This is a genomic window from Paenisporosarcina macmurdoensis, from assembly GCF_042658845.1.
Lineage (GTDB): Bacteria > Bacillota > Bacilli > Bacillales_A > Planococcaceae > Paenisporosarcina > Paenisporosarcina macmurdoensis.
Window position 1 is genome coordinate 16,170 of the sequence record NZ_JBHSRI010000023.1, and the last position, 25,306, is coordinate 41,475.

A 25,306-nucleotide genomic window follows, 5' to 3' on the forward strand; every position below is an offset into this window, starting at 1 on the left:
AAAGGGAATAAACATCGTGCGAAGGGGAGTAAATCCAAATGAGAGGGAATAACCACAACAGATCTACTATGATTATTTCATCACCATAGCAGCGAAGCGAAAACCAAACTAATTTGCCCCTACGCACTTCGTTTTGGGGTATTTTTGTGGGAAAAAATGGGTGAAGGGGAATAAACAATAGTTGAAAGGGAATAAAGGGAGTGTGAAGGGGAATAAAGCTATTGTGAAAGGGAATAAACATCGTGCGAAGGGGAGTAAATCAAAATGAGAGGGAATAAAAGTTTCTTAGAGCATTCAATGAATAGTCCAACAGTTATCCACTCTTTTTAAAAGATTCCCCAGAATCCGGATTGAACATCAAGATATATTCAGAGCCTTTCGATTCTATTACTCGAAATGTATAAAACAATTTGGGGGAGAGTGGATCAAAACCATCCCTCTCCATCGGTGTATTGTCTAATTGGAAGAGTGTCACATCTTCCTGGAGTGACTGGTGTATGGCAACTTCCGCTTCTGAAATAGTGTACGTTGGTATGACGAAATATATAGCTCCACCGATAATAGCAAGTGCAAGTAATCTACGATACCAAGTGACTGATTCCGTGTGTCTCAATGCAACGACAGTCCCAAAAATTAGGCTAACTGGGATGATGGTGTTCATAATGCTGTTATACACAAAGTAATCCACAACCCATATCGGAATGATCAGCATCAATGAGACTGTTATGCCAAACAAGATACTTTTGTTCTTCAAAAATCCCCACCTCCCATTTATGTTTTTTCACAAGAGAAACATCTGAATTACCAATAGGATTCCTGATTGATTAAGTAGCAGTATTAAAAAAGCCCAAAATGTTGTTACACATTTCGGGCTTGTCTATTAATGCAATTTTTTACTCGGTGTTGCACCAAATTGTTTGTATAAAGGTAATACGTCTTTTCGACCCTCATAATGATAGAAGTAATCTAATGTCGCTAGGAATAGGGCTTTCCCCATTTTCTCGCGTTCTACTTCAGATTTTAAGTAAGCCATGTCGATTGGGCTATCAATGAAACCCATCTCAACTAAAGTACTTGGCATCGTATTTTCACGATTAACATACAAGCTTTTCGTCTTCACGCCTCTGTTTCTTAAGTTCCAAGCTTCTTGCATACGATTTTGCATATACATGGATAATCCACGAGACTCCATTACATATGGATTCGTTGCTGCAGTTCTTGCATAATAGAATGTTTCTTGTCCATGTGCACCAGTACCAGAAGCATTTGTATGTAAACTAACAAATACATCCCCTTTGTTTTTTGCAGCGAAAATAGGACGAGCTTGCAATGTAATAAAGTAATCATCTGTACGTGTCATGTAAGTCTTAATAGGTGTTTTCGCAAAATATGAGTTCATATGTCTTGAAATGTTCAAGGCAAGATTTTTTTCTACATAGCCTGAACTTGAACCGCCTGGATCATGTCCACCGTGACCTGGGTCGATGATAACAACTAAATCCGACAGGGTATTTGGTGATGGTGATACCACTGGTGGTTTTGGTGTTGGAACCGGTACAGGAATTGGTGTAGGTGCAGGTGTTGGTGTAACAGGTGGTTGTGTTGCTGATGGTTTATCTAATTGAAGATACGTGTTATGTACATATCCAACTTCTTCTCCCACCTTGATGGCAGACCAATTTCCTACAGAATATGAATATTGAACTTCTTGTCCCATTTGAAGTTTTAGCATCCAAGGGTAAGTAGTATTAGGACCAGTTCGGAAATATAATTCATTTGTGTTCACGTACATGGTTTGATCAAATGTTTCCGTTTGAGTTGTACGGAACTTCGTGTTAATCCCACGTGCTAAAAATATGGCAAAATCTCCGCGTTTAATGGTAAGTTCTTGTCCGAATGTACCATCAGTCATGCCTTGAGCGATGCCTTTGTTAATTAAATTTGAACTTGCCACACTTACTGTATTTGCTCCATAATTAAATGCACGATTCATGAGAACTGCCATTTGTCCTCTTGTTAGAGTTTGATATGGACGAAAAGTTCCATTTGGAAATCCTGAAATAATTCCTTTTTCAACCATTTCTTTAATGTAACCGGATGCGAAGTTGCTTGATGAAACATCAGAGAATTTCGTATTTAAACGCTCTCCATTCATGCCTAATGCACGACCGATCATAGCAGCAGCTTCACCGCGTGTTACTTGTTTGTCTGGTACAAATTGAGAAGAAGATACTCCCCCAGCAATTCCACCTTGTACAAGATAATAAATTTCTGCCTGTGCCCTATGCGTCGTTCCAACATCTGAAAATGATGTGTTTGCTGATGCTGAGTTAATAGGTACAAAATTCGACACTAATAATATCAATGCCACCAAACTAATCCATTTTTTCACTTATTCGTCCTCCAATATCATTATTTACCAATTCCTTTATATTACTTCATAAATTTGTAAATTAATATGTTTCATTTGGGCTATATTTTGTAATATTTGCACGTTTTTTAATAGATTCACTGTTTTTATGTAAGAAAACTATCATTCTTACAAATTGTACATAAAGAACTTTTTGGAAAACATAAACTTTCTGATAGTTTAGGTTAATAATGTGTTTATGAGATAATATGGAATAAATATATATCATGTAGTTGATCTTACAAAAAGGTGGTTAATATGAAAAATAAGTTGGGAACAGATGATGCAATAAAAAGATGGGATCGGAACGCAGAAATCATAACAGAAAACTATAATGAACACGGAGATTTACATAGAGAAGTCTTACTCAACCCATCTATATTTAGCTTAGTTGGAGACGTAAAGCAAAAGGATATTTTAGATGCGGGATGTGGCGAAGGATATTTAAGTAGGATCTTTGCTAAGTCGGGAGCAACTGTAGTAGCTGTAGACTACTCTCAAAACATGCTGGAAATAGCTCGAAAGAAGACACCTAAAGAGTTAAATATTGAGTATCGATATGGAAATTGCGAGAATTTAGATTTTCTTGAAGATGAGAGTTTCGACATAATTGTTTCCAATATGGTGATTCAAGACCTTGAAAATTATAAAGCAGCAATAAATGAGATGTATCGATTGTTAGTGAATGGAGGGAGCTTTGTATTTTCAATATTACATCCTTGCTTCGTGACACCGGTTAGTGGATGGGAGAAAAAAGATGGGGAGAAGTTACATTGGAATGTAGACAATTATTTTTATGAAGGTGTCTATGAACAATCGTACCCTCAAGGACAAACAGATAAAGTGTTATTTTTCCATAGAACATTAACGAGCTATTTTAATGCCATAACAGAAGCAGGGTTTATTTTAGAAGGGTTGATTGAACCAAAACCATCGGCAGAAATGCTAGAAAAACACCCTTCGTTCGAGGAAGATTTAAGATGCAGTGATTTTATCGTGTTTAAATTGAGGAAGTAACTTAACGAGAACGACAAAAGACTGTCACCAAGTAATTTCGGGACAGTCTTTTTTGTCATTAATTGGGTGAAATCGATTAAAACGCTTGCGAAGCTGAATAAACATCAATCGAAGCGGAATAAACTACGCTTGAAGCCGAATAAACCGTAAGCGAAGCCGAATAAATTGTTTTTCGCAACCATATCCTAGCTGAATGTACCTGCCAATAGGAAGTTAAGTCGTTACCGACATGCCTTGGCCAGCGAAATCCTTCATCAACTTGGATACTTCGGGACCAGCTGTGTGGCCCATCATGCCTTGTTGTTGCATCATGGCTTTTAGTGGGCAATATTTGACGGTTCCTTCGGCTGCTTTCATGGCACCCAGTGCGACCATCATGCGGCCTTTGTTGCAGTTGGGATTGCGGGAGAGTTTAGCTGTACCGTATGCGAGCATACTAAGTCCAAGTGAAAGTCGTGCGAGTGCATTGCGTGTGCTAATGTTTTGAGTTTGTGACATTTCGGTGTTTCCTCCTATCTGAATTTTCTAAAAAGTGTTTAGGTAGTCTGTATTTTCCATGGTGTCTATGCTAATATTAGGAAAACACAGCTTGTCGCCACGATGGGGCAGGCTGATGTCTTTTCTTATACTGATTTCTGGAATTCGCATTAGAAATCAGCTAAAAAAACGTAACATTGTTCGTGAAAGGAGAATGGATGACATGCAACACCCTTTGTGGAAAATCGGGGAAATCCGCCATCAAATCAGTATGATTGATGGGAAATCGAGTCCCGACAAAATTATTGTGAATGCTACATATTTACATAGTGTTTTAAAAAAATGGGTAGAAGGCAATATTTGGATTTCTAAAGATCGCATTGTATATGCAGGTCCAGAGATGCCAACAAATATGACCGAAGCAGAAATAATTGATGCAAGTGGACAGGTAATTGTGCCAGGCTATATTGAACCTCATGTTCATCCATTTCAACTTTATCATCCCCAATCATTTGCTGATTATGCAGCTCAATTAGGTACCACTACTTTTCTATCAGATAATCTCATTCTCTTTTTATTACTAGAAAACGAGAAAGCGTTTACAATTTTAGACCAACTCAATAAATTACCATTTTCATTTTATTGGTGGGCTCGATTTGATTCTCAAACAGAGCTTGAAAATGAAGATCAATTGTTTACGACTAAGTCTATTAGTGAATGGTTGGATCGACCTGAAGTATTAATGGGCGGTGAATTAACTGGATGGCCAAGATTATTGGCAGGCGATGATCAACTGTTGTATTGGTTGCAATCGGCTAAATTGAAAGGCAAAAAAGTGGAAGGTCATTTTCCGGGTGCCTCTGAAAAAACGTTGGCACGTATGAGATTGCTTGGAACTGATGGTGATCATGAAGCGATGACCGTTGAGGAAGTGGAACGTCGTTTGTTGCATGGTTATGCCGTAACACTCAGACATTCTTCTATTCGCCCAGATTTACCACATTTATTAAAAGGCATTGTCGAAAAAGGTTTGGATGTTTTTGATCACTTAATGATGACCACAGATGGCTCTACGCCTTCGTTTCATATCGATGGAGTGATGGATAAATGTATTCAAGTAGCACTTGATGCGGGAGTAAGACCAATCGATGCATATCAAATGGCTTCCTATAATATAGCTCGATATTACAACATGACAAGTTTGCATGGTTTTATTGCTACAGGGCGAATTGCTTCTTTAAACTTCTTAGAAAATGAACGTAATCCTGTACCAGTAAGCGTCTTGTCAAAAGGTGTATGGATGAGAAGAGATGGCAAAAAGGTTCAGCAATTGCCAACCATTGATTGGTCTGTATTAGGTCAGTTAGAGTTACCATTTGATTTACATGATGGCGATTTTGAATTCTCCATGCCGTTTGGAATTGAAATGGTCAATGATGTCATTACTAAACCGTATAGTGTTTCAATTCATACGGGTGAAGCGAGTTTAAGTACAGAGCATGATGAGAGCTATTTGATGCTAGTAGACCGCAAAGGGAAGTGGCGAGTCAATACGATGATCAAAGGTTTTGCAACATCTGTGCAGGGTTTCGCCTCTTCTTACTCGAATACAGGAGATATTATCCTCATCGGTAAAAACCGTCATGATATGTTAATAGCTTTTAATGAAATGAAACGATTAAAAGGCGGCATTGTACTCGTTGAGGAAAATGAAGTTGTTGCTCATATTCCACTTAGTATTGGTGGAGGCTTGTCGGATGAAAAAGTAGAGGATTTAATAGAACAAGAACTTGCATTGAAAAAAGCTTTACACGATAGAGGGTACACACACGGTGATGCAATTTATACGTTACTGTTTTTGCAGTCAACACATTTACCGTATGTTCGTATTACACAACGAGGCATTTTCGATGTGATGAAAAAGTCTGTGTTGTTCCCTTCATTTATGAGGTCTTAGGGGGATTCTAGAAATGAAGAAATGGCTGTTTTTAATAGTCTTGCTTCTGATAGTTACCGGCTGTTCAAAAGATAAAGAGAACGCAGCTGATTCAGAAGATCCAATAATCGATGGCACACAAGATGAGAATTCACCTGATGAAGTGGTGACACTTCCTTATGCTGCACCATTTTCGGGAGAGCGTTCGGAAGAAGAATTTACCACTCGCCCAGTACTTGTTACCATTAATAACCATCCGAAAGCAAGACCTCAATCGGGCCTTGCAAGTGCGGATATTGTCTATGAAATGGTAGCTGAAGGAAATATCACGAGACTGTTAGCTTTATATCAAAGTGAATTACCAGAAAAAATCGGTCCCGTTAGAAGTGCGCGTGATTACTTTATTGATATTTCAGTAGGGCTTGACGCATTCTATGTAGCACATGGTTATAGTCCTGATGCTCAGATGATGCTAAGAACTGGTGTTGTTGATCACATCAACGGCATGCAATATGATGGGACTCTTCTTAATCGCTCAAATGACCGTGTGGCACCACACAATTCGTATACTACTGGTGAACATGTACTTGAAGGTATGAAAAAAGAGAATGCACGAACGACTATTGAGAAGATTCCAAGTCTAGCCTTTTATAACTCTGCAGATGATGTACCTCTTAGTGCTTTAGCGAGTATTATCGATGTCCGCTATGGTAGTAGTGAAGACTTTCACCATATGTATTCGTATGATACACTTACTCAACAATACAATCGTACGTCCGGCGGGACTAAAACTATAGATCACGAGTCATTAGAAGAAATTAGTTTGGCTAATGTTTTGTTTTTTGAAGTGGTTCATCAAACGATCGATAAAGCAGGACGTCAACAACTCGATTTAACATCGGGTGGAAAAGGCTACTTATTCCAAGCTGGTGTCATGAAAGAAATTGAATGGCAACAACTTGATGGTGTGCTTGTCCCCATGGAGAATGGTCAACCTGCTAAACTCGTTCCAGGGAAGTCTTGGATACATTTAGTGAAAACCAATCCTGGCCTCGACCAGATGGTTACTTTCACGCCTTAAAAACGAAGCAGGCTTGAAAAGGAGGTCAACAATTATGCAAGTAGATAAAATACGAGGTCATCAAACAGATCAATTGTTTAAAGCCTTTTTAGAATTAAAAGATATAGAAGAGGTCTATCGATTTATTGATGATCTGTGTACCATTAGCGAAATTCAATCGTTATCTCAACGATTTGAAGTTGCGCATATGTTACGTTTAAAGAAAACGTATGAAACGATAAAAAATGAGACAGGTGCTAGTACAGCAACCATCTCCCGTGTACGTCGATGTTTTGATTATGGGAACGACACATATGATGAAATGCTCGGCCGCTTATATCCCGATGAAAAACCATTTCAATTTCCAAAGTACTGAACAGAGACCAACTCTGTTCAGTTTTTTTGTTATACTAGATAGATGTAAAAGTATTACGATAGGTGGGAGCCCATGGAGTATTTACAGTGGCGTCACGTTTTTAAACTAGATCCTGCAAAAGTCATGTCTGATGAAGCGCTAAAGCGCGTGTGTGAATCTGGAACGGATGCCATTTTAGTCGGCGGAACAGATGGCGTGACACTCGATTTAGTGGTCGACTTATTAATAAGAGTAAGACAATATACAGTGCCGGTAGCCCTGGAGATTTCAACAATAGAAAGTGTGACACCTGGTTTTGATTTTTACTTCATTCCTTCTGTCTTGAATAGTACAAAAACGACGTTCGTTAAAGATTTACAAGTCGAAGCAATAAAAGAATTCGGCGATTTCATGGACTGGACGGAACTTGTACCCGAGGGTTACTGCATATTGAACCCAGATTGTAAGGCTGCACAGGTAACGGAAGCACACACCGAATTATCCGTGGATGACGTAATTGCCCATGCGAGATTAGCTGAACACTTTTTTAACATGCCCATTTTTTATTTAGAATATAGCGGTATGTATGGTGATCCTACTATGGTTCGAGCAGCAAAAAAGGTGTTAACAAAGACAAGATTGTTTTATGGTGGAGGGATTACTTCTGCACAACAAGCAGCCGAAATGGCTAAAATAGCCGACACGATTGTCGTGGGAAATCATCTTTATGACAACTTAACCGAAGCCCTTGAAACAGTGAAAGCTGTGCACGACCTGTCTCTTTGACAATTAGCTGTAGCAGTTTATAATTAAAGAACTAATGTTCGTAAAAAAGGACGGTGCACTATGGAAGTAATCGTAAAGAATTTATTAAGCGGGATGAATCCCGAACAAGAAAGAGCGGTAAAGGCCACTGAAGGACCTTTACTTATCATGGCTGGAGCGGGTTCTGGTAAAACACGCGTATTGACGCACAGAATCGCTTATTTAGTCGTTGAAAAAGAAGTTTATCCATCTAAAATTTTAGCCATTACCTTTACCAATAAAGCGGCCAAAGAAATGCGTAACCGTGTTGATGGGTTATTAGGAAACGGAACAAGCCAAAGCATGTGGGTTTCAACATTCCACTCGATGTGTGTCCGTATTTTACGACGTAATATTGATCGCATCGGCTATTCGAAAAACTTCTCTATTCTAGATACATCAGAGCAGCTAACCGTGATTAAGCGCATTATAAAAGATCAAAATATTGACTCCAAACAATTTGATGCTCGCTCGATGTTAAACATTATCAGCTCAGCAAAAAATGAGTGTATCGACGCTCAAACATTTGCCGGTCAAGCAAATCAATTCAACCCTTTTGAGAAGACAGCAGCACAAGTTTACACGGCTTATGACAAACGTCTTCGTAAAAATCAATCCCTCGACTTTGATGATTTAATCATGACAACTTTAATTCTCTTCAAACGTGTACCAGATGTCTTGGAGTATTATCAAAACAAATTTCATTATATTCATGTCGATGAGTATCAAGATACGAATAAAGCACAATACGAACTGGTGCAAATGCTAGCAGCGAAATTCAATAATTTGTGTGTAGTTGGCGACTCGGATCAATCGATTTATCGCTGGCGTGGAGCTGATATTCAAAACATCATGTCCTTTGAAAAGCATTATCCAAACGCACAAGTCATTATGTTAGAACAAAACTATCGCTCAACTAAACACATCTTAAAGGCAGCAAACGACGTCATTAAAAATAACACAGGACGTTATCCAAAAGAATTACGAACAGATAATGGTTCTGGTGCGGCAATTAACGTTTACAAAGCATATGACGAAAAACAAGAATCACAATTTGTGGTTAAAACCATTCAAGAATTAATGGAAGAAGACAACCGTACATACGACGATTTCGCTGTATTATATCGTACGAATGCACAGTCACGAGTGATGGAGGAAGTATTAGTTAAATCGAATATGTCGTACACCATTGTTGGTGGTACGAAGTTCTATGACCGCAAAGAGATTAAAGACTTACTATCGTATTTACGATTAATTGCGAACAATGAAGATGATTTAGCGCTATCACGTATTATTAACGAACCAAAACGAAATATCGGAGCGACTTCATTTGATCGTATGGCGAGATTTGCACTCGAACAAGATCGTTCGATTTTTGATGCACTTCAAGAAGTAGACTTTATGGGCTTGCCTGCTAGAGCAGCAAACGAAGCAGCGAAGTTCCACCAAATGATGGATGGATTTATTAAAATGCAAGAGTTCATATCTGTCACTGAACTAGTAGAACAAGTGTTAGATAAGACGGGCTATCGCAACATGCTCAACAATGAAAAAACCATTGAATCGGAAAGCCGATTAGAAAACATAGAAGAGTTTTTGTCCGTTACAAAAGCGTTTGAAGAACGCAGTGACGATAAAACGCTCGTGTCATTCTTAACTGACCTAGCGCTAATTTCAGATTTGGATAAGTTAGATAACGATGAAGACGTGTCTAAAGGAAAAGTAGTCCTAATGACGATGCACGCGGCTAAAGGACTTGAGTTCCCAGTCGTGTTCATTATTGGCGCAGAGGAGAACGTCTTTCCACATTCACGGTCAATCGGAGACACGGACGAAATGGAAGAAGAGCGCCGTCTCATGTACGTAGGAATTACCCGTGCTGAACAGCGTTTGTATATTACATGTGCACAAACCCGTACTTTGTTCGGTCGAAGTGGTTTCAACAATCCTTCCCGATTTATCGCGGAGATCTCAGAAGATATTTTAGAACATGTGACCTTAAAACAATCTGCAGCGACTGGCAAAAGTAGAACGACCAGCCGTGCGGTACCAAACACAACCCGTGCAGCTGTTTCCCGTCCTGCATACAATGCATCTGGCGGGGACAAGCTTGGATGGACAACCGGTGACAAAGCCATCCACAAAAAATGGGGCACTGGAATGGTCGTTAGTGTCCGAGGCGAAGGCGAAAACACAGAACTCGATATCGCATTCCCAAGCCCGACTGGTATTAAGAGACTGTTGGCTAAGTTTGCACCCGTTGAAAAAGCATAACTATAAGATGCAATTTAAAAAGGTCCGCTTAAAATAGCACGTCGAGCCTGCATGAAGTAAATATCTTTGTCTTCTGAGACGAGTAAACTCAGGAGCATATTGGCTTCTTCGCTGTTTTGCTACATATCACTTAATGTTATATATTACTGTTCATTTTAAGTGATTGTAGTGAAAGACGACGAGAAAAACTTGTGCTCCTGCGGTTACTCGTCGCAAAGTTATTGGACGAATGACAGTTCGCCCAATAACTTTCCAGCGGGATAAGCATGTCCAGGTGAGACCCCGCAGGGAGCGTAGCGAACGAGGAGGCTCACGGACTGCCCGCGGAAAGCGTCCGCCTGTTTCTGCATCGCTACGCTAGCTTCGAAACATGAAAAGACGTTGTAACGAAAATCAACAATATATTGTAAGAGAGCCTTTTATTTAAAAGAACGAGCGGAGGAACGTGTCAATGGATAAAGTACAATTAGAAGAACGTGTAAAAGAACTAAACCAACTTTTACATGACACAGGCTACGCCTATTATGTGCTGGATCAACCGCTCGTGCCAGACGCGGTTTACGACCAATATTTACAGGAACTCATCGCAATTGAAAGTGAATTTCCTGATTTAATCTACCCGGATTCTCCTACTCAACGAGTTGGGGGTACAATCCTTCAAGGATTCAATAAAGTTGCGCACACATATCCAATGCTTAGTTTATCGAATGCATTTGGTCGAGAGGATTTAGACGACTTTGATCGACGCATTCGTGCAAGCATTGGGGATGACTTTTCCTATGTGTGCGAATTGAAAATAGATGGCTTAGCCATTTCACTTACTTATGAAAATGGCGTCTTCGTTCGCGGAGCCACTCGTGGAGATGGTCGCGTAGGGGAAGACATTACCGAGAATTTAAAAACCATTCGTTCAATTCCATTGCGATTGAAAAAGCCGGTCACCATGGAACTTCGTGGAGAAGCTTATATGCCAAAGAAATCATTTATGGCATTAAATGAATCTCGAGTGGAACAAGAAGAAGAAAAGTTTGCGAACCCTCGAAATGCAGCAGCAGGTTCTCTGCGTCAACTGGATCCGAAAATTGCGGCAAGTCGTAATTTAGCGATTTTCGTTTACGGCATCGGAGGAGACGGAGAAGCTTATCAACTAGATAGTCATGCAGAAGCGCTCGATTATTTAGATGAATTAGGCTTTCAAACCAATAAAGAACGTAAAACTTGTCACTCTATTGACGAAGTGCAAGCGTATATTGAAAAGTGGACAACCAAAAGACCAGACCTGCCATATGAAATCGACGGTATTGTTATTAAAGTGAATCGTTATGTTCACCAACAAGAACTAGGATTTACAGCGAAAAGTCCACGATGGGCAACAGCTTATAAATTCCCTGCTGAAGAAGTTGTGACCACATTGCTGGATATTGAATTAACGGTAGGACGCACAGGTACATTAACGCCAACCGCTATTCTTCAACCTGTGAAAGTAGCGGGAACGACAGTGGGACGTGCTTCATTACATAATGAAGATTTGATTCGTGAAAAGGATATTCGTATTGGAGACACCGTCATCATTCGTAAAGCAGGCGACATTATACCTGAAGTCGTAGCGGTGGTCCTCGAAGCACGGAAAGAAGACTTACCTGAATATAAAATGCCAACACATTGTCCGGTTTGTGAAAGTGAACTCGTTCGAATTGAAGGGGAAGTTGCCTTGCGTTGTGTGAATCCACAATGCCCTGCTCAAATTACAGAAGGACTGATTCATTTTGTTTCGCGTAATGCGATGAATATAGATGGACTCGGTGAAAAAGTAGTTGAGCAATTGTTCCGTGAAAGTCTGATACATGACGTTTCCGATTTGTTTACGTTGACGAAAAATCAATTAATTCAACTCGATCGTATGGGTGATAAATCGGCTACGAATTTGATTGCTGCTATTGAAGCATCGAAACAAAATTCAATGGAACGGGTATTATTCGGATTAGGGATTCGTCATGTGGGCGAGAAAGCAGCCAAAATACTGTCTGAAGAACTCGGCGATATGAAAACACTTGCCCAAGCTACTCCCGAGCAACTTATCACTATTCACGAAATTGGCGATAAAATGGCGGATTCGGTTGTTCGTTATTTTGATAATGAAGAAGTACAAGAATTAATTAAGCGCCTTGAAGATCTCGGCGTTAATTTGTCTTACACGGGCAAGAAAGTAGATCTTTCGAATCTCAATCATGTATTGACTGGTAAAACGGTTGTATTAACTGGGAAATTGGAACAATTGACACGACAAGAAGCAAAAGAGAGAATAGAACTGGTAGGCGGAACCGTCGCTGGAAGTGTTAGTAAAAAAACGGACATTGTCATCGCAGGAGAAGATGCAGGTTCAAAACTTGATAAAGCTCAGACTTTAGGAATTCCAGTATGGGATGAGAATCGTCTAATTGACGAATTAAACAAGTGAAGGAGTCCTTCCTATAATGAAACGAACTAGCTGGATTCCGGCCATTATTTCTTTAGTATTAATCGCAGGTTGTGCACCAGATTTAACTAAAGATACGAAAGTTATAAATGAAGCTGAGAAAACAGAAGAAGAAACAGCAACAATTATTCCAAGCATGCAAATTTCAAAGCAATACTATCGTACACTTTTACCATATGCACCAAGTAAAAGCAGAGGATTAATTGTTTCAAATGTGTATTCGAAATATGATGTAAAAGAAGTCGAAAGTGGCTTACTGCGTTTGTCTCAGCGAACGTTTTCAGCAGATGATTACCTTTTCCAAGAAGGACAAATGTTAGATACTGAGCTACTGCGTTCTTGGTTACAACGGGAAAAGGAAGTAAAGAAAGACGATAAAGATAACAAGGATAACAAAGGGCTAAATCCGTTGTTACCTGGAGACGAAATCACAGCTGAATTAGCGAAGACAACCCCAATATATTTGTCTCATATTGTCGAACAAGATTACATGGTTAAAACGGATGACAATAAAATTAGACTTGGTGGCGTCTCCATTGGCTTAGCCATGAACTCTGTCTTTTATTACAAGGTTGGTGATTATGGCCCATATGAACAACCGATTCCACAAGCTGCTATCGAAGCAAATGGGAAAAAGATGGCCGCTGAAATCATCAAACGAATGCGTGCGATAAAAGGCCTTGAGAATGTGCCAATTACAGTAGGTCTATTTAAACAAGAAAGTCGTAACGCCATCGTACCAGGTACTTATTTTGCATACAGTGTCGCGGATGAAGGAAAAGCACTAGGCGAATGGAATAACGTAAATGAAGAATATATCATTTTCCCACAACCCGCTTCTGAAGTTAAGTACCGTGAAGTCGGTGAGTCATTTAATAACTTTAAACAAGATGTTGAGGAGTATTTCTCCAATTATACGAGTATCATAGGCACTGGTTTCTATCAGGAAGATCGCATAAAGAAATTAACGATTGACATTCCTATCCAGTTTTATGGAGCGGCAGAAATCGTTGGATTTACGCAATATATGACGGGATTAGTCATGGAACATTTCCCTGAATCTATGCAAGTCGAGGTAAGTGTCACTTCAATTAATGGACCGGAAGCAGTGGTCATTAAAAAAGCGGACGAAAAAGAACCATATGTGCATATTTACGACTAATGTTAGTCAAACTTGTATTAGCAGTGCGAGTTGATGTTAAAGACTTATAACTTGATACAAAATTGCCACAAGAATAGGGATAGCTTCACTGCTGTCCCTATTCTTTTAGTATGAAAAATGATATGATATTCCGTATGATTGTGAATTCGGAGGTGTAAAAATGGCGAATATATCAAAAGAAGAAGTAAAGCACGTTGCCCATTTAGCGCGTCTTTCTATTACAGACGAAGAAGCTGAAAAGTTTGCTGGCCAACTTGCGGCAATTACAAATTTTGCTGAGCAGTTAAATGAATTAGATACAACTAATGTTTTACCAACTACTCATGTCTTACCACTCGTAAATGTTATGCGTGAAGACAAGGCTGTCCCAGGACTTGACCGTGATAAAATGATGAAAAACGTTCGTGAGCAAGAAGACGGCCAAGTAAAAGTACCATCAATCTTAGACTGATTTTGACGTAAGGAGGGACTTCCCATGACATTATTTAACCATTCATCAAGTGAACTTCAAGCAATGATACATAACAAAGAAACGTCCATTGCTGATTTAACTGCTGAAGCATATAACCGTATAGAAGCATTAGACGGCGATGTGAAAGCCTTTTTAGCTTTGAATAAAGAACAAGCTATGAAACAAGCCGAAGAAATGGATCAAGTGCCTGTTTCTGAACGTGGACCTTTATTTGGATTGCCTATCGGCGTAAAAGACAACATTGTTACCGAGGGTTTAGAAACAACAAGTGGTTCTAAAATCTTGCAAGGATTTAACCCGATTTATGATGCAACGGTTGTTCGCAAACTTCGCGAAGCCGGGTTGATTACAATCGGTAAATTGAATATGGATGAATTCGCTATGGGTTCATCAACTGAAAACTCAGCTTACAAAATCACGCGTAACCCGTGGGATTTAGACCGCGTTCCAGGTGGATCATCAGGTGGCTCTGCAGCTTCAGTAGCAGCAGGAGAAGTACCATTTTCACTAGGATCTGATACGGGTGGATCTATTCGTCAACCTGCATCTTTCTGTGGTGTTGTTGGGATGAAACCAACTTATGGTCGTGTATCTCGTTTTGGATTGGTGGCTTTCGCGTCATCTCTTGATCAAATCGGACCGATTACACGCAATGTAAGAGACAATGCACTTCTACTTGAAGCAATTTCAGGTGTCGATGAACACGATACAACATCTGCAAACGTAGATGTACCAAGCTTTGTGGAGTCATTAACTGGAGACATTAAAGGTCTTCGCATCGGTGTTCCTAAAGAATATTTAGGAGACGGTGTTGGCGCAGCTGCTAAACAATCAGTATTAGACGCGTTAAAAGTATTAGAATCTCTTGGCGCAACATGGGAAGAAGTATCTCTTCCACACTCTAAATACGGCTTAGCAACTTACTATTTACTATCTTCTTCTGAGGCATCTTCAAACTTAGCTCGTTTTGATGGAATTCGTTATGGTTTCCGTGCAGAAAATGTGGAATCATTGATGGATTTATACAAAGAAACACGCGCTCAAGGCTTTGGAGACGAAGTAAAACGTCGCATCATGCTAGGAACATTTGCATTGAGTGCAGGTTCTTACGATGCCTACTATAAAAAAGCACAGCAAGTTCGTACATTAATAAAGCAAGATTTTGATCAAGTATTTGAAAAATACGATGTCATTATTGGACCGACAACGCCAACTCCAGCATTTAAAGTGGGCGAGAAAAACGAAGATCCATTAACGATGTATGCAAATGATATTTTAACAATCCCTGTAAACTTAGCGGGTGTACCTGGAATTTCGATTCCATGTGGATTCTCTGAAGGAATGCCACTTGGCTTACAAATTATCGGGAAACACTTTGATGAAGCAACGATTTACCGCGTAGCTCATGCATTTGAGCAAGCAACAAGCTTCCATAAAGAAACTCCTCAAATATGGGAGGGAGCAAAATCATGAACTTTGAAACAGTCATTGGTTTAGAAATTCACGTAGAGTTGAAAACAGATTCAAAAATGTTTTCACCATCACCAAACCATTTCGGTGCAGAACCAAATACAAATACACATGTAATTGACCTTGGTTACCCAGGGGTGTTACCTGTTGTTAATAAAACGGCAATAGATTTCGGGATGAAAGCTGCTATGGCATTGAACTGTGAAATTTCGACACATACGAAATTTGACCGCAAAAACTACTTCTACCCAGATAATCCAAAAGCGTACCAAATTTCTCAATTCGATCAACCAATCGGTGAACATGGTTGGGTTGAAATCGAAGTGGATGGCTACAAAAAACGCATTGGTATTACGCGTTTACACTTAGAAGAAGATGCTGGTAAATTGTCACATACGGATAAAGGCTATTCTCTTGTTGACTATAACCGTCAAGGAACACCATTAATCGAAATCGTGTCCGAACCAGATATTCGCACACCAGCTGAAGCTTATGCGTACTTGGAAAAAGTTAAATCAATTATCCAGTACACAGGTGTTTCCGATTGTAAAATGGAAGAAGGCTCACTTCGTTGTGACGCTAATATTTCATTACGTCCATACGGTCAAGAACAATTCGGTACAAAAGCAGAATTGAAAAACTTGAACTCGTTTAACTACGTACGTCGTGGCCTAGAACACGAAGAGATTCGCCAAGCTGAAGTATTGCTTGCAGGTGGAGAAATCTTACAAGAAACTCGTCGTTTTGATGAGTCGACAGGCAAGACATTGTTAATGCGCATTAAAGAAGGATCAGACGATTACCGATACTTCCCAGAACCAGACTTAGTTGATCTAGTGATTGACCAAGCATGGATGGATCGTATCCGCGAAGAAATCCCTGAACTTCCAGACGCACGTAAACAACGTTACGTTGAAGAATTAGGCTTGCCATCATATGATGCAATGGTCTTAACTTTAACGAAAGAAATGTCCGATTTCTTCGAAGCAACAATTGCTTTAGGTGCTGATACGAAACTTGCATCGAACTGGATGATGGGTGAAGTTTCTGCCTACTTAAATGTTGATCAAAAAGAATTACATGACACAAACCTAACTCCAGAAGGATTAGCAGGCATGATCAAGCTAATCAGTGATGGAACGATTTCATCGAAAATCGCGAAAAAAGTATTCAAAGAGCTTGCTGACAATGGTGGAACAGCTGAACAAGTCGTGAAAGATAAAGGCTTAGTTCAAATTTCAGACGAAGGCGCCCTTCGTGACATCGTTACAAAAACTCTTGATGCGAATCCGCAATCTATCGAAGATTTCAAAAACGGTAAAGACCGTGCAATCGGCTTCCTAGTCGGTCAAATCATGAAAGCAACAAAAGGCCAAGCAAACCCACCGCTTGTAAACAAAATTCTACTAGACGAAATGTCAAAACGATAAACTTGAAAGAAGCGACTCCATGCAGTGATGGGAGTCGCTTTTTTTGATTAGATGGAGTGAGAGAAGGATTGAGTGGTTCTTGTGAGTAGTAGTTTGTTGCAGTGAGTAGCAGTTAGAAGCAAGTGAGTGTAGTGTCTCACCTAGTTAACTTGCAATTGAACCGTGTATGAGCGATAAATCAAAAACCAGCCAGTAATCCAGTCTCACTCACAAGATAGGCGAAACAAAATCTTAAATTGCTTACTTCCATTGGGGGGACTATTTGATTATAAACTCATGTCGAAAAAGGATTTATTTCCTGGGGAATATTTGTCGAATCAACTCTCAAACTAGAAAAATAGAAAGAAAGTCACTATTTAGGTGCACGTGATTCGAGAATTTTTAAGAATGCTTGTATTTTTTCGATATATGCTCGACGAAAAAGCATCTCTAATTAATACACAAAAGCCTCTCAATAAACTCGAGAGGCTTTCCTAAATCATCCTGTAAATACTTGATCGTATGGGTAGCGATAGTTTACTTTTTTCGGTTTCATTAATAAGAAGAACAAGGTAAGTGGTCCGATTCGTCCTACGAACATGACCATACTAAGTAATACTTCGCCTAAGTCGCTTAGTTGAGCGGTAATTCCCATCGACAATCCGACTGTGCCGAATGCGGACACGACTTCGAATGCGAGAGGCAAGAATGGGATTTTTTCTGTGACGGTTAACATAAAGATAAATCCAATGACGACCAATAAACTAATGGTGGTTATGGCGAGTGAACGAATGACTGTATCGAGACGAATGGAGCGACCGAACAAATCGGGTTCTCCTCGTTGTCGCAAGAAGGCCACTGTAGCTAGAATAACAATCATAAAGGTGGTTAATTTTATTCCTGACGCAGTCGATGCACTACCTGCCCCAATAAACATAAGCAACATGGTAAACATTATTGTTGGATCTTCTAGCAGGCCAGTATTTACTGAGTTGAATCCAGCCGTACGAGGTGTGACACCTTGGAAATAGGCAGTCATAATTTTCTCGTATAAAGGCATATTACCCAAGGTGGCAGGATTTCCGTACTCTAATAAGAAAATCGTGAGAGCGGCTACGACGTTAATGATAAGTGTACCGACAATCATCATTTTCGTGTGAAGTGACCATTGTCTAAATGAATTCTTTTGATAAATGTCTATAACAACCGTGAAACCAAGGCCACCTAAAATGAAAAGTCCAGATAATACAATGTTGACGATGGGATCACCAGAGAAGCCGATTAAGTTATCGGGAAATAATGCAAACCCGGCATTATTGAAGGCAGAAATAACATGGAAGATACTTAAATATAGAGCCTCTTGTAAGCCGAATTTTGGTAACCAATGAAGCGTTAAGATAATAGCAGCAATAATTTGCACCGTTAAAACAAATGTTAAAATTAATTTCACGAGTTTTACAATTCCACCAACAGAGTTTTGATTAAAAGATTCTTGTAAGTAAATGCGGTTTTGAAGGCCAATTCTTTTGCCAAGGACAATTAATAATGCTACGGCAAATGTCATTAAGCCAATACCGCCACATTGGATAAGAAACATTAAGACAACTTCGCCAAATACGGTTAACGTAGTCCCAGGATCAAAAACACTGAGTCCTGTCACGGTCGTTGCAGAGGTAGCAACAAACAAAGCATCCGTCCAGGATATAGGTGTTGTTGTGGCGAAAGGGAGCTTTAAACAAAGAGTTCCCATGAATATTAAAAACAAAAAACTTCCTGCTATTAAAAGAGGAGGAGAAATTTTAAAGCTTTTCTTTTTGATGTTACGCATCCAGACACTTCCTAAATTTTAGAATCCAAAATAATAGCTAACTCTATGCTTCTTTAATTAAACTGTCAACAAGAAATTTGATTCCTTTGTATGAACCGAGTAAACTAATTTGAAAGGAGGAGATGACTCAATGAAAACTGAACAACAATACTTTGAGGAAGCAATTTCTCTGCAAGAATATATGGATAAAATGGAAAGTCACAAAGACAATAGCCAACTAATATATGATCAATTTCATGTCCCTCAAGACGATGAATTTATTACTTTATTGAAAGAAAAAGCACCACACATTTTAGCTATTACTGAAGATTGGTGTGGCGATGCCATGTTGAATAACTCGATTTTACGTCGTGTTGCGGAAGCGGCAGATATAGAAGTTCGGGTCGTTTACCGAGACCAGAACTTAGAATTAATGGACCGCTACTTAACTAATGGAGGGCGTTCCATACCAGTATATTTATTAATGAGTCCAGATGGTCATGTCATTTCAAGATGGGGTCCACGTGCTCCGAAATTACAAGAATATATCCTAGAACTCCGCAATGATCTACCGGCTTCAGATGACCCTACATTTACTGACAAGCGCACTGCATTTATTGAGAAAGTAACTGCGGAGTATATTTCTACTCCGGAATACTGGTTGTGGGTTTATGAAGACATTCGTAGAGAATTTACAGCGGAGCTACAAAAACAGTCATAATTGTTCTAAAGCTCGCATTCGTATATAATGAAGGAATCAAGCCGAGGCATTTGTCCGGCTTCTTTTCGTGGGTCTTAGAGTGCAGACTATGTGAGGCTTTTCTAGATGCAACTTTTTATTCGCGAATAAGTCCTATTAATAGTTGAAAATGTAAAGCGGGAAGGAAATGTGTGTATGAAACGTGCACGTATTATTTATAATCCTACATCAGGTCGTGAATTATTTAAAAAACACTTACCAGAAGTATTAGAGAAATTAGAGATTGCTGGATATGAAACATCGTGTCATGCAACAACTTGTGAAGGCGATGCGGTAGTGGCAGCTAAACATGCAGTTGAACGAGGTTTTGACCTTGTGATAGCGGCAGGTGGAGATGGTACGTTAAACGAAGTCGTGGCAGGAATCAGTACTTTTGAAAAACGTCCAAAAGTCGGACTTATTCCCATGGGAACGACGAATGACTTTGCCAGAGGATTGCGCATTCCTCGCGATATTACTAAAGCGGTGAACATAATAATAGCGGATGAAACAATTCCAGTAGACGTTGGCATAGTCAACGATCGCTATTTTATTAATATCGCGGGCGGTGGGAAGTTAACAGAATTGACGTATGACGTTCCAAGTAAGTTAAAAACCGTCCTTGGTCAACTTGCGTATTACTTAAAAGGCATCGAAATGTTGCCCTCAATTCGGGCTTCTCATGTACGAATCGAGTATGATGGTGAAGTTTTCGATGGTGAGGCAATGATGTTCCTAGTCGGGTTAACCAATTCTGTAGGTGGTTTTGAAAAACTTGCGCCAGATTCAAGCATTAACGATGGAAAATTCACGTTGTTAATCTTAAAAAAATGTAATATGGCTGAATTTATTCGTTTAGCAACACTGGCAATTGGTGGAAACCATTTAGATGACCCACTTGTGGTGTATAAAAAAGCGAGTCACATAAAAGTAACTGCTGACGCTCATGTTCAACTAAACTTAGACGGTGAATACGGCGGCAATGCACCAGCAGTATTTGAAAATTTACATCGTCATATCGAAGTGTTTGTTCCAATGAAAGACATTCGCGAACAAGATCGTCCATAAATCAATTAATGATCATTACCTTTTGGGTAGTGATCTTTTTTGATTTGTGCATAAAAATCAATGAAACCGCCGATAGTCGACAAAGATGCGCCGATAGACGATAGAGAACCGCCGATAGACAACAAAATACGCCGATAGCTAAAGGTCCAAGAGAAAAGGGTTTGACTAATTATCTATAAATTACCTCCTGGCCATTGCGAATGAAATCTTCAGAACGGAGCATTCTACACTTCAAGGAGGTGATAGATATGGCTAACAACAATTCTGGAAGTCGTAACAAACTTGAAGTTCCTGGAGCAAAACAAGCTTTAGACCAAATGAAATATGAAATTGCACAAGAATTTGGTGTTTCACTAGGAGCAGATGCTACTTCTCGCGCGAATGGTTCAGTAGGTGGAGAAATTACAAAACGTTTAGTACGACAAGCTCAACAACAAATGGGCGGTACAACAAATCGATAATTAACTTAAGTAAAAGCGCTTTGTACAGTAGTGTGTAGAAGTAGGGTGTTAATCATTCATAAATAGTGAATGTTAATTTTTAATAATAAAGAGCGTTTCCTGGAAAACCGGGAAGCGCTCTTTTAGCTATAGCAGCTTATATAAATAATATTCATTTATTGGTTCCCCATCAATCATCAACGAATGTACTTTCTCACCTTCCAATGTGAAGCCCATCTTTTTATAGAGATTAAATGCCTTGTTATTATCTTTAATGACCGTCAATTCAAGTCGGGACAGTTTGTTTTCTTTCGCCCAATCAAATAATTGATCAAATAATTTAGTTGCGATCCCATGTCCTTGATACAGATCAAGAACGCCTAAAACAAGATAAGCACAGTGTTGATTGCGTTGCAATTGGTTGCCGATTGCTGCAATGAACCCAACCAAATTGCTTTCAACCTCTGCGACGAAAAGGGTGGTGTTGTGTTTAGCTAAAATGGTTTCGATGGATTTTCTTTGCTGCTCAATCGTCGTTTGTCTCTCACCAGGTTCGTGTAACATAAAGTTCGACTCATCGAGTTTTTTGCTGAGAGATAAAAATTGTTCTGCATCACTTACTTCAATTGGTCTGATATTCAATGGATTTCCTCCTTTACAGCTACATCAATTCTAATGCTTGACCTTGTTCACCTGCTAGTTGAGGCAATGTATCAATTGGTTCGAAGCGGAATTTAAACGTCAGACCGTTGTCTAGGCCGTCACTTACAACATGGTGTTCCCAGTTTAATTGTTCACCTGCATAATTCAAGTGGAAGAAATTTCGTTCATAGGCCGTATCTTTTCCATTTGGATAGTAATTATATTTATGAACTTTTCCGATAAATGAAAGAGCATTTCGGGAGATGCCAGTTTCTTCGGCAATTTCTCGGTATAGGGCATCTATCAACATTTCATCTTCTTCAATGGTGCCAGCGGGAACCTGTAAGCCAGCCTCAGGATGGTCTTTGTGTTCAAAAACGAGCAATTCTAAATTAGGTTCTTGTCCTTTGGTAATATAAGCAAGAACTTTCCTTTTTGTTTTCATATCATTCACCTCTAATATTTTAGTATGATTAAATAGGATACAAAATAATCCGAACTTTCGCAATATTTATTTTTGATGATAGTCACATATCCTTCACAAGTGCGTGACAAAATGGATACATCCCGTTATTTTAAAGGAGTTCTAATAGGGTATTATAAGAACTAGGAAGGTGATGTCATGTATAAGAATCAAGAGAGAAAATTAATGTGGGTTGTATTTATTGTGGCAGCCATTATGACGTTGTCGATATTAGGTCGTATTTTCGGAAGTTAATAGGAGGGAAACTGAATGGGGAATGAAGAGGCAGTATTCTTTAGTCGCATTTTAACAGAATTGACCCTATCGTTTCATATTATTTATGCTACGATCGGCGTCGGTATTCCACTGATGATTATGATTGCGCAGTGGGTTGGAATTAAGAAAAATGATGAACACTATATTTTACTCGCGAGACGTTGGGCACGTGGTTTCGTTATCACTGTTGCTGTCGGTGTTGTAACAGGGACAGCCATTGGTCTCCAACTGTCTTTATTGTGGCCAAACTTTATGGAATTAGCAGGTAATGTCATTGCCTTACCGTTATTTATGGAAACGTTCGCGTTTTTCTTTGAAGCTATTTTCTTAGGGATATATTTATACACATGGGATCGTTTTGAAGATCAGAAGAAGCATTTATTAATACTTATACCAGTTGCCATTGGGGCATCTTTTTCAGCCGTATTTATTACCATCGTAAATGCCTTTATGAATGCACCACAAGGGTTTGATTTAGTAAACGGGGAGTTAATCAACATTAACCCGTTGCTTGCTATGTTTAACCCAGCCATGCCGACAAAAGTAGCGCATGTTGTGGCAACGGCTTACATGACTTCAGCTTTCGTGTTAGCGTCAATTGCTGCTTTCCGTTTATTAAAAGGCTCAAATCATGTCTATCATAAAAAGGCTTTATTCTTAACGTTAAAACTCGGCTTAATCTTCTCCATTGCGACAGCTATTATTGGAGACTTTTCTGGAAAGTATTTAGCAGAATACCAACCTGAAAAGTTAGCTGCTGCTGAATGGCATTTTGAAACAGAAGAAAATGCTTCGTTGGTTATGTATGGTATTTTGGACGACGGTGAAGTGAAGTATGCCATTAAGATTCCATATGCACTTAGTATATTGGCACATGGCAATCCCTTTGCAGAAGTTCAGGGCTTAGATCAATTCCCTGAAGATGAAGTACCACCACTTTATATTCACTACTTGTTTGATTTGATGGTGACGATTGGTATGTCTCTAACGGCGATATCCGCTTTATATGTCTTTGCTACTTGGAGAAGATGGTCATTCGTTCAGACTAAATGGTTCCGCTGGATACTGGTTGCAGGTGGACCGCTAGCAATGATTGCAATCGAAGCAGGCTGGTGGTTTGCAGAAGTGGGCCGTCAACCGTGGGTGCTGCGAGGTATCATGCGTACAGAAGACGCGGCAACTACAAGTGGTCAAGTGGATATAATGCTCGCATTATTCGCAGGTCTTTACTTAATTCTTGGAGTCGGAAGCGTTGTCGTTCTTAGACGCATGTTTAAAAAGAATCCAGTCGAGCAAGAAATTGAAGACCGACGTAAAGAACAGGGTGGTGACATCACATGACACTCGAAATAATCGGAATTTCCGTCTTATGGATGTTTTTATTCGGTTACGTAATCGTCGCATCAATCGACTTTGGTGCAGGATTTTTCAACGCGTACAACACATTAACAAGACGAGAACATATTTTAACCAATATTATAGAGCGCTATTTATCACCGGTGTGGGAAGTAACGAATGTATTTCTCGTGTTCTTCTTCGTTGGCATCATCGGGTTCTTCCCGAAAACTGCCTTTTATTACGGAACAACATTATTAGTACCCGTAAGTATTGCAATCGTCTTGCTGGCGATTCGAGGTTCTTATTACGCATTTGCCATGTATGGATCTTACGGACACAAAGGCTATACGTTCATGTATGGGATATCAGGATTGTTCATCCCAGCATCACTTTCCGTCGTATTGACGATTTCTGAAGGTGGATTTATTTCCATGATTAATGACAATCCTGTGTTAGATTACTGGGCCTTATTTACGAGTCCTTTAACGTGGAGCATTGTCGTCTTAAGTATTACCGCATTACTGTATATTTCCGCCGTATTCTTAACATGGTATGCCAATAAAGCGGGGGATTCATCAGCGACTGAACTACTCCGGAAGTATGCACTGATCTGGGCTGTGCCCACGATGATCACCGCAGGAGGCATCATTTTCGAATTACGTAGTCATAACCCTGAACACTATGCTCGCATTCTTGATTTATGGTACGTATTCGGACTGTCATTCTTGTTATTTGCCGGTACTGTTTGGCTCATTTGGAAACGCAAAAACTATGGCTTAGCATTTGGTTTATTAGTCGGTCAGTTTGCGTTAGCATTCTTCGGTTATGGGGTTTCACATGCCCCTTACCTGTTATATCCGTATTTAACGATTTACGATAGCTTCACAAACGAAGCAATGGCGATTGCATTGATTGTTGCGTTTATTGCCGGTTTAGGATTATTGCTTCCTTCGTTGTATTTATTGCTGAGACTATTCCTGTTCAATAAAGACTATGTACGTGGAGACAAGGATTATCATGCCTAAAGGAGGCCAATCACATGACTAATTTCTTAATTTTTTACGCACCATTTATCGTGTTAATTGGTGCAATTATTACAGCATTTTGGTTCGCTCCAAAAGACGGACCGGTACGAGAAGAAGAATAAGTCAAAACGCTTGGATAAGATTCATTATCCAAGCGTTTTTTTAGATATAAGAAATTATAGAGCT

General features: G+C 39.5%; 23 protein-coding genes. 17 read left to right on the plus strand and 6 right to left on the minus strand.

The annotated features are described in order from the left end of the window. Positions 1-313: 313 nt before the first annotated feature. Positions 314-754, minus strand: a complete 441-nt coding sequence (locus tag ACFPYN_RS13385) for a hypothetical protein (RefSeq protein WP_377734866.1) — start codon at positions 752-754, stop codon at positions 314-316. A 126-nt stretch (positions 755-880) separates the two neighbouring features. Continuing rightward, entirely contained in the window at positions 881-2,392 is a 1,512-nt protein-coding gene (locus tag ACFPYN_RS13390; protein ID WP_377734868.1) for an N-acetylmuramoyl-L-alanine amidase, read from the minus strand. A gap of 276 nt (positions 2,393-2,668) precedes the next feature. Between ACFPYN_RS13390 and ACFPYN_RS13395 the strand changes: the two genes are divergently transcribed. Next, a complete protein-coding gene (locus tag ACFPYN_RS13395) occupies positions 2,669-3,427 on the plus strand; it encodes a class I SAM-dependent methyltransferase (protein ID WP_377734869.1) in 759 nt (252 codons plus the stop codon). A gap of 213 nt (positions 3,428-3,640) precedes the next feature. Here ACFPYN_RS13395 and ACFPYN_RS13400 read toward each other — a convergent pair whose 3' ends face one another. Next, positions 3,641-3,925: a YgaP-like transmembrane domain gene (locus tag ACFPYN_RS13400; RefSeq protein WP_377734871.1), complete on the minus strand. Its 285-nt coding sequence runs from the start codon at positions 3,923-3,925 to the stop codon at positions 3,641-3,643. 202 nt (positions 3,926-4,127) lie between these two features. Here ACFPYN_RS13400 and ACFPYN_RS13405 point away from each other — a divergent pair, with 202 nt between their 5' ends. From ACFPYN_RS13405 to gatB, 10 genes are all read left to right on the plus strand, one after another. Next, entirely contained in the window at positions 4,128-5,861 is a 1,734-nt protein-coding gene (locus tag ACFPYN_RS13405; protein ID WP_377734923.1) for an adenine deaminase C-terminal domain-containing protein, read from the plus strand. 13 nt (positions 5,862-5,874) lie between these two features. Continuing rightward, positions 5,875-6,921 (plus strand): DUF3048 domain-containing protein, encoded by a 1,047-nt coding sequence (locus ACFPYN_RS13410; RefSeq protein WP_377734873.1) that lies wholly within the window; start codon positions 5,875-5,877, stop codon positions 6,919-6,921. Between the two features lie 34 nt (positions 6,922-6,955). Beyond that, positions 6,956-7,276, plus strand: a complete 321-nt coding sequence (locus ACFPYN_RS13415; protein WP_377734875.1) for a YerC/YecD family TrpR-related protein — start codon at positions 6,956-6,958, stop codon at positions 7,274-7,276. Positions 7,277-7,348: 72 nt separating this feature from the next. Continuing rightward, on the plus strand, positions 7,349-8,041 hold the full coding sequence (locus tag ACFPYN_RS13420; RefSeq protein ID WP_377734878.1) for a heptaprenylglyceryl phosphate synthase: 693 nt from the start codon (positions 7,349-7,351) through the stop codon (positions 8,039-8,041). A gap of 60 nt (positions 8,042-8,101) precedes the next feature. Continuing rightward, a complete protein-coding gene (gene pcrA, locus ACFPYN_RS13425) occupies positions 8,102-10,333 on the plus strand; it encodes a DNA helicase PcrA (RefSeq protein WP_377734880.1) in 2,232 nt (743 codons plus the stop codon). A 451-nt stretch (positions 10,334-10,784) separates the two neighbouring features. Then, the gene (gene ligA, locus ACFPYN_RS13430; RefSeq protein WP_377734882.1) at positions 10,785-12,791 is read left to right on the plus strand and encodes an NAD-dependent DNA ligase LigA; all 2,007 of its coding nucleotides are present in this window, start codon (positions 10,785-10,787) and stop codon (positions 12,789-12,791) included. Between the two features lie 16 nt (positions 12,792-12,807). Further along, the gene (locus ACFPYN_RS13435) at positions 12,808-13,971 is read left to right on the plus strand and encodes a CamS family sex pheromone protein (RefSeq protein ID WP_377734883.1); all 1,164 of its coding nucleotides are present in this window, start codon (positions 12,808-12,810) and stop codon (positions 13,969-13,971) included. Between the two features lie 160 nt (positions 13,972-14,131). Beyond that, positions 14,132-14,422: an Asp-tRNA(Asn)/Glu-tRNA(Gln) amidotransferase subunit GatC gene (gene gatC / locus ACFPYN_RS13440; RefSeq protein ID WP_377734885.1), complete on the plus strand. Its 291-nt coding sequence runs from the start codon at positions 14,132-14,134 to the stop codon at positions 14,420-14,422. Between the two features lie 24 nt (positions 14,423-14,446). Beyond that, positions 14,447-15,916 carry an Asp-tRNA(Asn)/Glu-tRNA(Gln) amidotransferase subunit GatA gene (gatA, locus tag ACFPYN_RS13445; RefSeq protein ID WP_377734886.1) on the plus strand — a complete coding sequence of 490 codons (1,470 nt, stop codon included), beginning with the start codon at positions 14,447-14,449 and terminating at the stop codon, positions 15,914-15,916. Then, on the plus strand, positions 15,913-17,343 hold the full coding sequence (gene gatB, locus ACFPYN_RS13450) for an Asp-tRNA(Asn)/Glu-tRNA(Gln) amidotransferase subunit GatB (protein ID WP_377734888.1): 1,431 nt from the start codon (positions 15,913-15,915) through the stop codon (positions 17,341-17,343). The genes gatA and gatB overlap by 4 nt, the downstream gene beginning before the upstream one ends. Positions 17,344-17,821: 478 nt before the next feature. On the opposite strand, the gene ACFPYN_RS13455 is transcribed toward gatB, so the two are convergent. Next, positions 17,822-19,150, minus strand: coding sequence for a TrkH family potassium uptake protein (locus tag ACFPYN_RS13455; RefSeq protein ID WP_377734889.1), 1,329 nt, complete (start codon positions 19,148-19,150; stop codon positions 17,822-17,824). Between the two features lie 130 nt (positions 19,151-19,280). Here ACFPYN_RS13455 and ACFPYN_RS13460 point away from each other — a divergent pair, with 130 nt between their 5' ends. The 3 genes from ACFPYN_RS13460 to ACFPYN_RS13470 all read left to right on the plus strand — a co-directional run bounded on the left by ACFPYN_RS13460 (position 19,281) and on the right by ACFPYN_RS13470 (position 21,397). After that, complete coding sequence (locus tag ACFPYN_RS13460) at positions 19,281-19,850, plus strand: thioredoxin family protein (RefSeq protein ID WP_377734891.1); 570 nt, start codon at positions 19,281-19,283, stop codon at positions 19,848-19,850. A 174-nt stretch (positions 19,851-20,024) separates the two neighbouring features. After that, positions 20,025-20,936, plus strand: a complete 912-nt coding sequence (locus ACFPYN_RS13465) for a diacylglycerol kinase (RefSeq protein ID WP_377734893.1) — start codon at positions 20,025-20,027, stop codon at positions 20,934-20,936. A 248-nt stretch (positions 20,937-21,184) separates the two neighbouring features. After that, positions 21,185-21,397 (plus strand): small, acid-soluble spore protein, alpha/beta type, encoded by a 213-nt coding sequence (locus ACFPYN_RS13470; protein ID WP_377734895.1) that lies wholly within the window; start codon positions 21,185-21,187, stop codon positions 21,395-21,397. A 126-nt stretch (positions 21,398-21,523) separates the two neighbouring features. Here ACFPYN_RS13470 and ACFPYN_RS13475 read toward each other — a convergent pair whose 3' ends face one another. Then, positions 21,524-22,018 carry a GNAT family N-acetyltransferase gene (locus ACFPYN_RS13475; protein WP_377734896.1) on the minus strand — a complete coding sequence of 165 codons (495 nt, stop codon included), beginning with the start codon at positions 22,016-22,018 and terminating at the stop codon, positions 21,524-21,526. A gap of 19 nt (positions 22,019-22,037) precedes the next feature. Then, on the minus strand, positions 22,038-22,463 hold the full coding sequence (locus tag ACFPYN_RS13480; RefSeq protein WP_377734898.1) for an NUDIX hydrolase: 426 nt from the start codon (positions 22,461-22,463) through the stop codon (positions 22,038-22,040). Between the two features lie 288 nt (positions 22,464-22,751). Here ACFPYN_RS13480 and ACFPYN_RS13485 point away from each other — a divergent pair, with 288 nt between their 5' ends. From ACFPYN_RS13485 to cydS, 3 genes are read left to right on the plus strand one after another with little or no spacing between them, the layout of a single operon-like run. Beyond that, the gene (locus ACFPYN_RS13485; protein ID WP_377734899.1) at positions 22,752-24,098 is read left to right on the plus strand and encodes a cytochrome ubiquinol oxidase subunit I; all 1,347 of its coding nucleotides are present in this window, start codon (positions 22,752-22,754) and stop codon (positions 24,096-24,098) included. Then, positions 24,095-25,120, plus strand: a complete 1,026-nt coding sequence (locus tag ACFPYN_RS13490; RefSeq protein ID WP_377734901.1) for a cytochrome d ubiquinol oxidase subunit II — start codon at positions 24,095-24,097, stop codon at positions 25,118-25,120. Before ACFPYN_RS13485 ends, ACFPYN_RS13490 begins: the two co-directional genes overlap by 4 nt. 14 nt (positions 25,121-25,134) lie before the next feature. Continuing rightward, the gene (cydS, locus tag ACFPYN_RS13495; protein WP_377734903.1) at positions 25,135-25,242 is read left to right on the plus strand and encodes a cytochrome bd oxidase small subunit CydS; all 108 of its coding nucleotides are present in this window, start codon (positions 25,135-25,137) and stop codon (positions 25,240-25,242) included. The last annotated feature ends 64 nt before the right edge of the window (positions 25,243-25,306 follow it).

Coding starts and splice junctions, on each gene's coding strand:
- ACFPYN_RS13465 (WP_377734893.1), top strand. CDS start 20,025: ATGAAACGTGCACGTATTATTTATAATCCTACATCAGGTCGTGAATTA.
- ACFPYN_RS13485 (WP_377734899.1), top strand. CDS start 22,752: ATGGGGAATGAAGAGGCAGTATTCTTTAGTCGCATTTTAACAGAATTG.
- ACFPYN_RS13435 (WP_377734883.1), top strand. CDS start 12,808: ATGAAACGAACTAGCTGGATTCCGGCCATTATTTCTTTAGTATTAATC.
- ACFPYN_RS13460 (WP_377734891.1), top strand. CDS start 19,281: ATGAAAACTGAACAACAATACTTTGAGGAAGCAATTTCTCTGCAAGAA.
- ACFPYN_RS13415 (WP_377734875.1), top strand. CDS start 6,956: ATGCAAGTAGATAAAATACGAGGTCATCAAACAGATCAATTGTTTAAA.
- cydS (WP_377734903.1), top strand. CDS start 25,135: ATGACTAATTTCTTAATTTTTTACGCACCATTTATCGTGTTAATTGGT.
- ACFPYN_RS13480 (WP_377734898.1), bottom strand. CDS start 22,463: ATGAAAACAAAAAGGAAAGTTCTTGCTTATATTACCAAAGGACAAGAA.
- gatC (WP_377734885.1), top strand. CDS start 14,132: ATGGCGAATATATCAAAAGAAGAAGTAAAGCACGTTGCCCATTTAGCG.
- pcrA (WP_377734880.1), top strand. CDS start 8,102: ATGGAAGTAATCGTAAAGAATTTATTAAGCGGGATGAATCCCGAACAA.
- ACFPYN_RS13400 (WP_377734871.1), bottom strand. CDS start 3,925: ATGTCACAAACTCAAAACATTAGCACACGCAATGCACTCGCACGACTT.
- ligA (WP_377734882.1), top strand. CDS start 10,785: ATGGATAAAGTACAATTAGAAGAACGTGTAAAAGAACTAAACCAACTT.
- ACFPYN_RS13470 (WP_377734895.1), top strand. CDS start 21,185: ATGGCTAACAACAATTCTGGAAGTCGTAACAAACTTGAAGTTCCTGGA.
- ACFPYN_RS13420 (WP_377734878.1), top strand. CDS start 7,349: ATGGAGTATTTACAGTGGCGTCACGTTTTTAAACTAGATCCTGCAAAA.
- ACFPYN_RS13395 (WP_377734869.1), top strand. CDS start 2,669: ATGAAAAATAAGTTGGGAACAGATGATGCAATAAAAAGATGGGATCGG.
- gatA (WP_377734886.1), top strand. CDS start 14,447: ATGACATTATTTAACCATTCATCAAGTGAACTTCAAGCAATGATACAT.
- gatB (WP_377734888.1), top strand. CDS start 15,913: ATGAACTTTGAAACAGTCATTGGTTTAGAAATTCACGTAGAGTTGAAA.
- ACFPYN_RS13410 (WP_377734873.1), top strand. CDS start 5,875: ATGAAGAAATGGCTGTTTTTAATAGTCTTGCTTCTGATAGTTACCGGC.
- ACFPYN_RS13455 (WP_377734889.1), bottom strand. CDS start 19,150: ATGCGTAACATCAAAAAGAAAAGCTTTAAAATTTCTCCTCCTCTTTTA.
- ACFPYN_RS13490 (WP_377734901.1), top strand. CDS start 24,095: ATGACACTCGAAATAATCGGAATTTCCGTCTTATGGATGTTTTTATTC.
- ACFPYN_RS13405 (WP_377734923.1), top strand. CDS start 4,128: ATGCAACACCCTTTGTGGAAAATCGGGGAAATCCGCCATCAAATCAGT.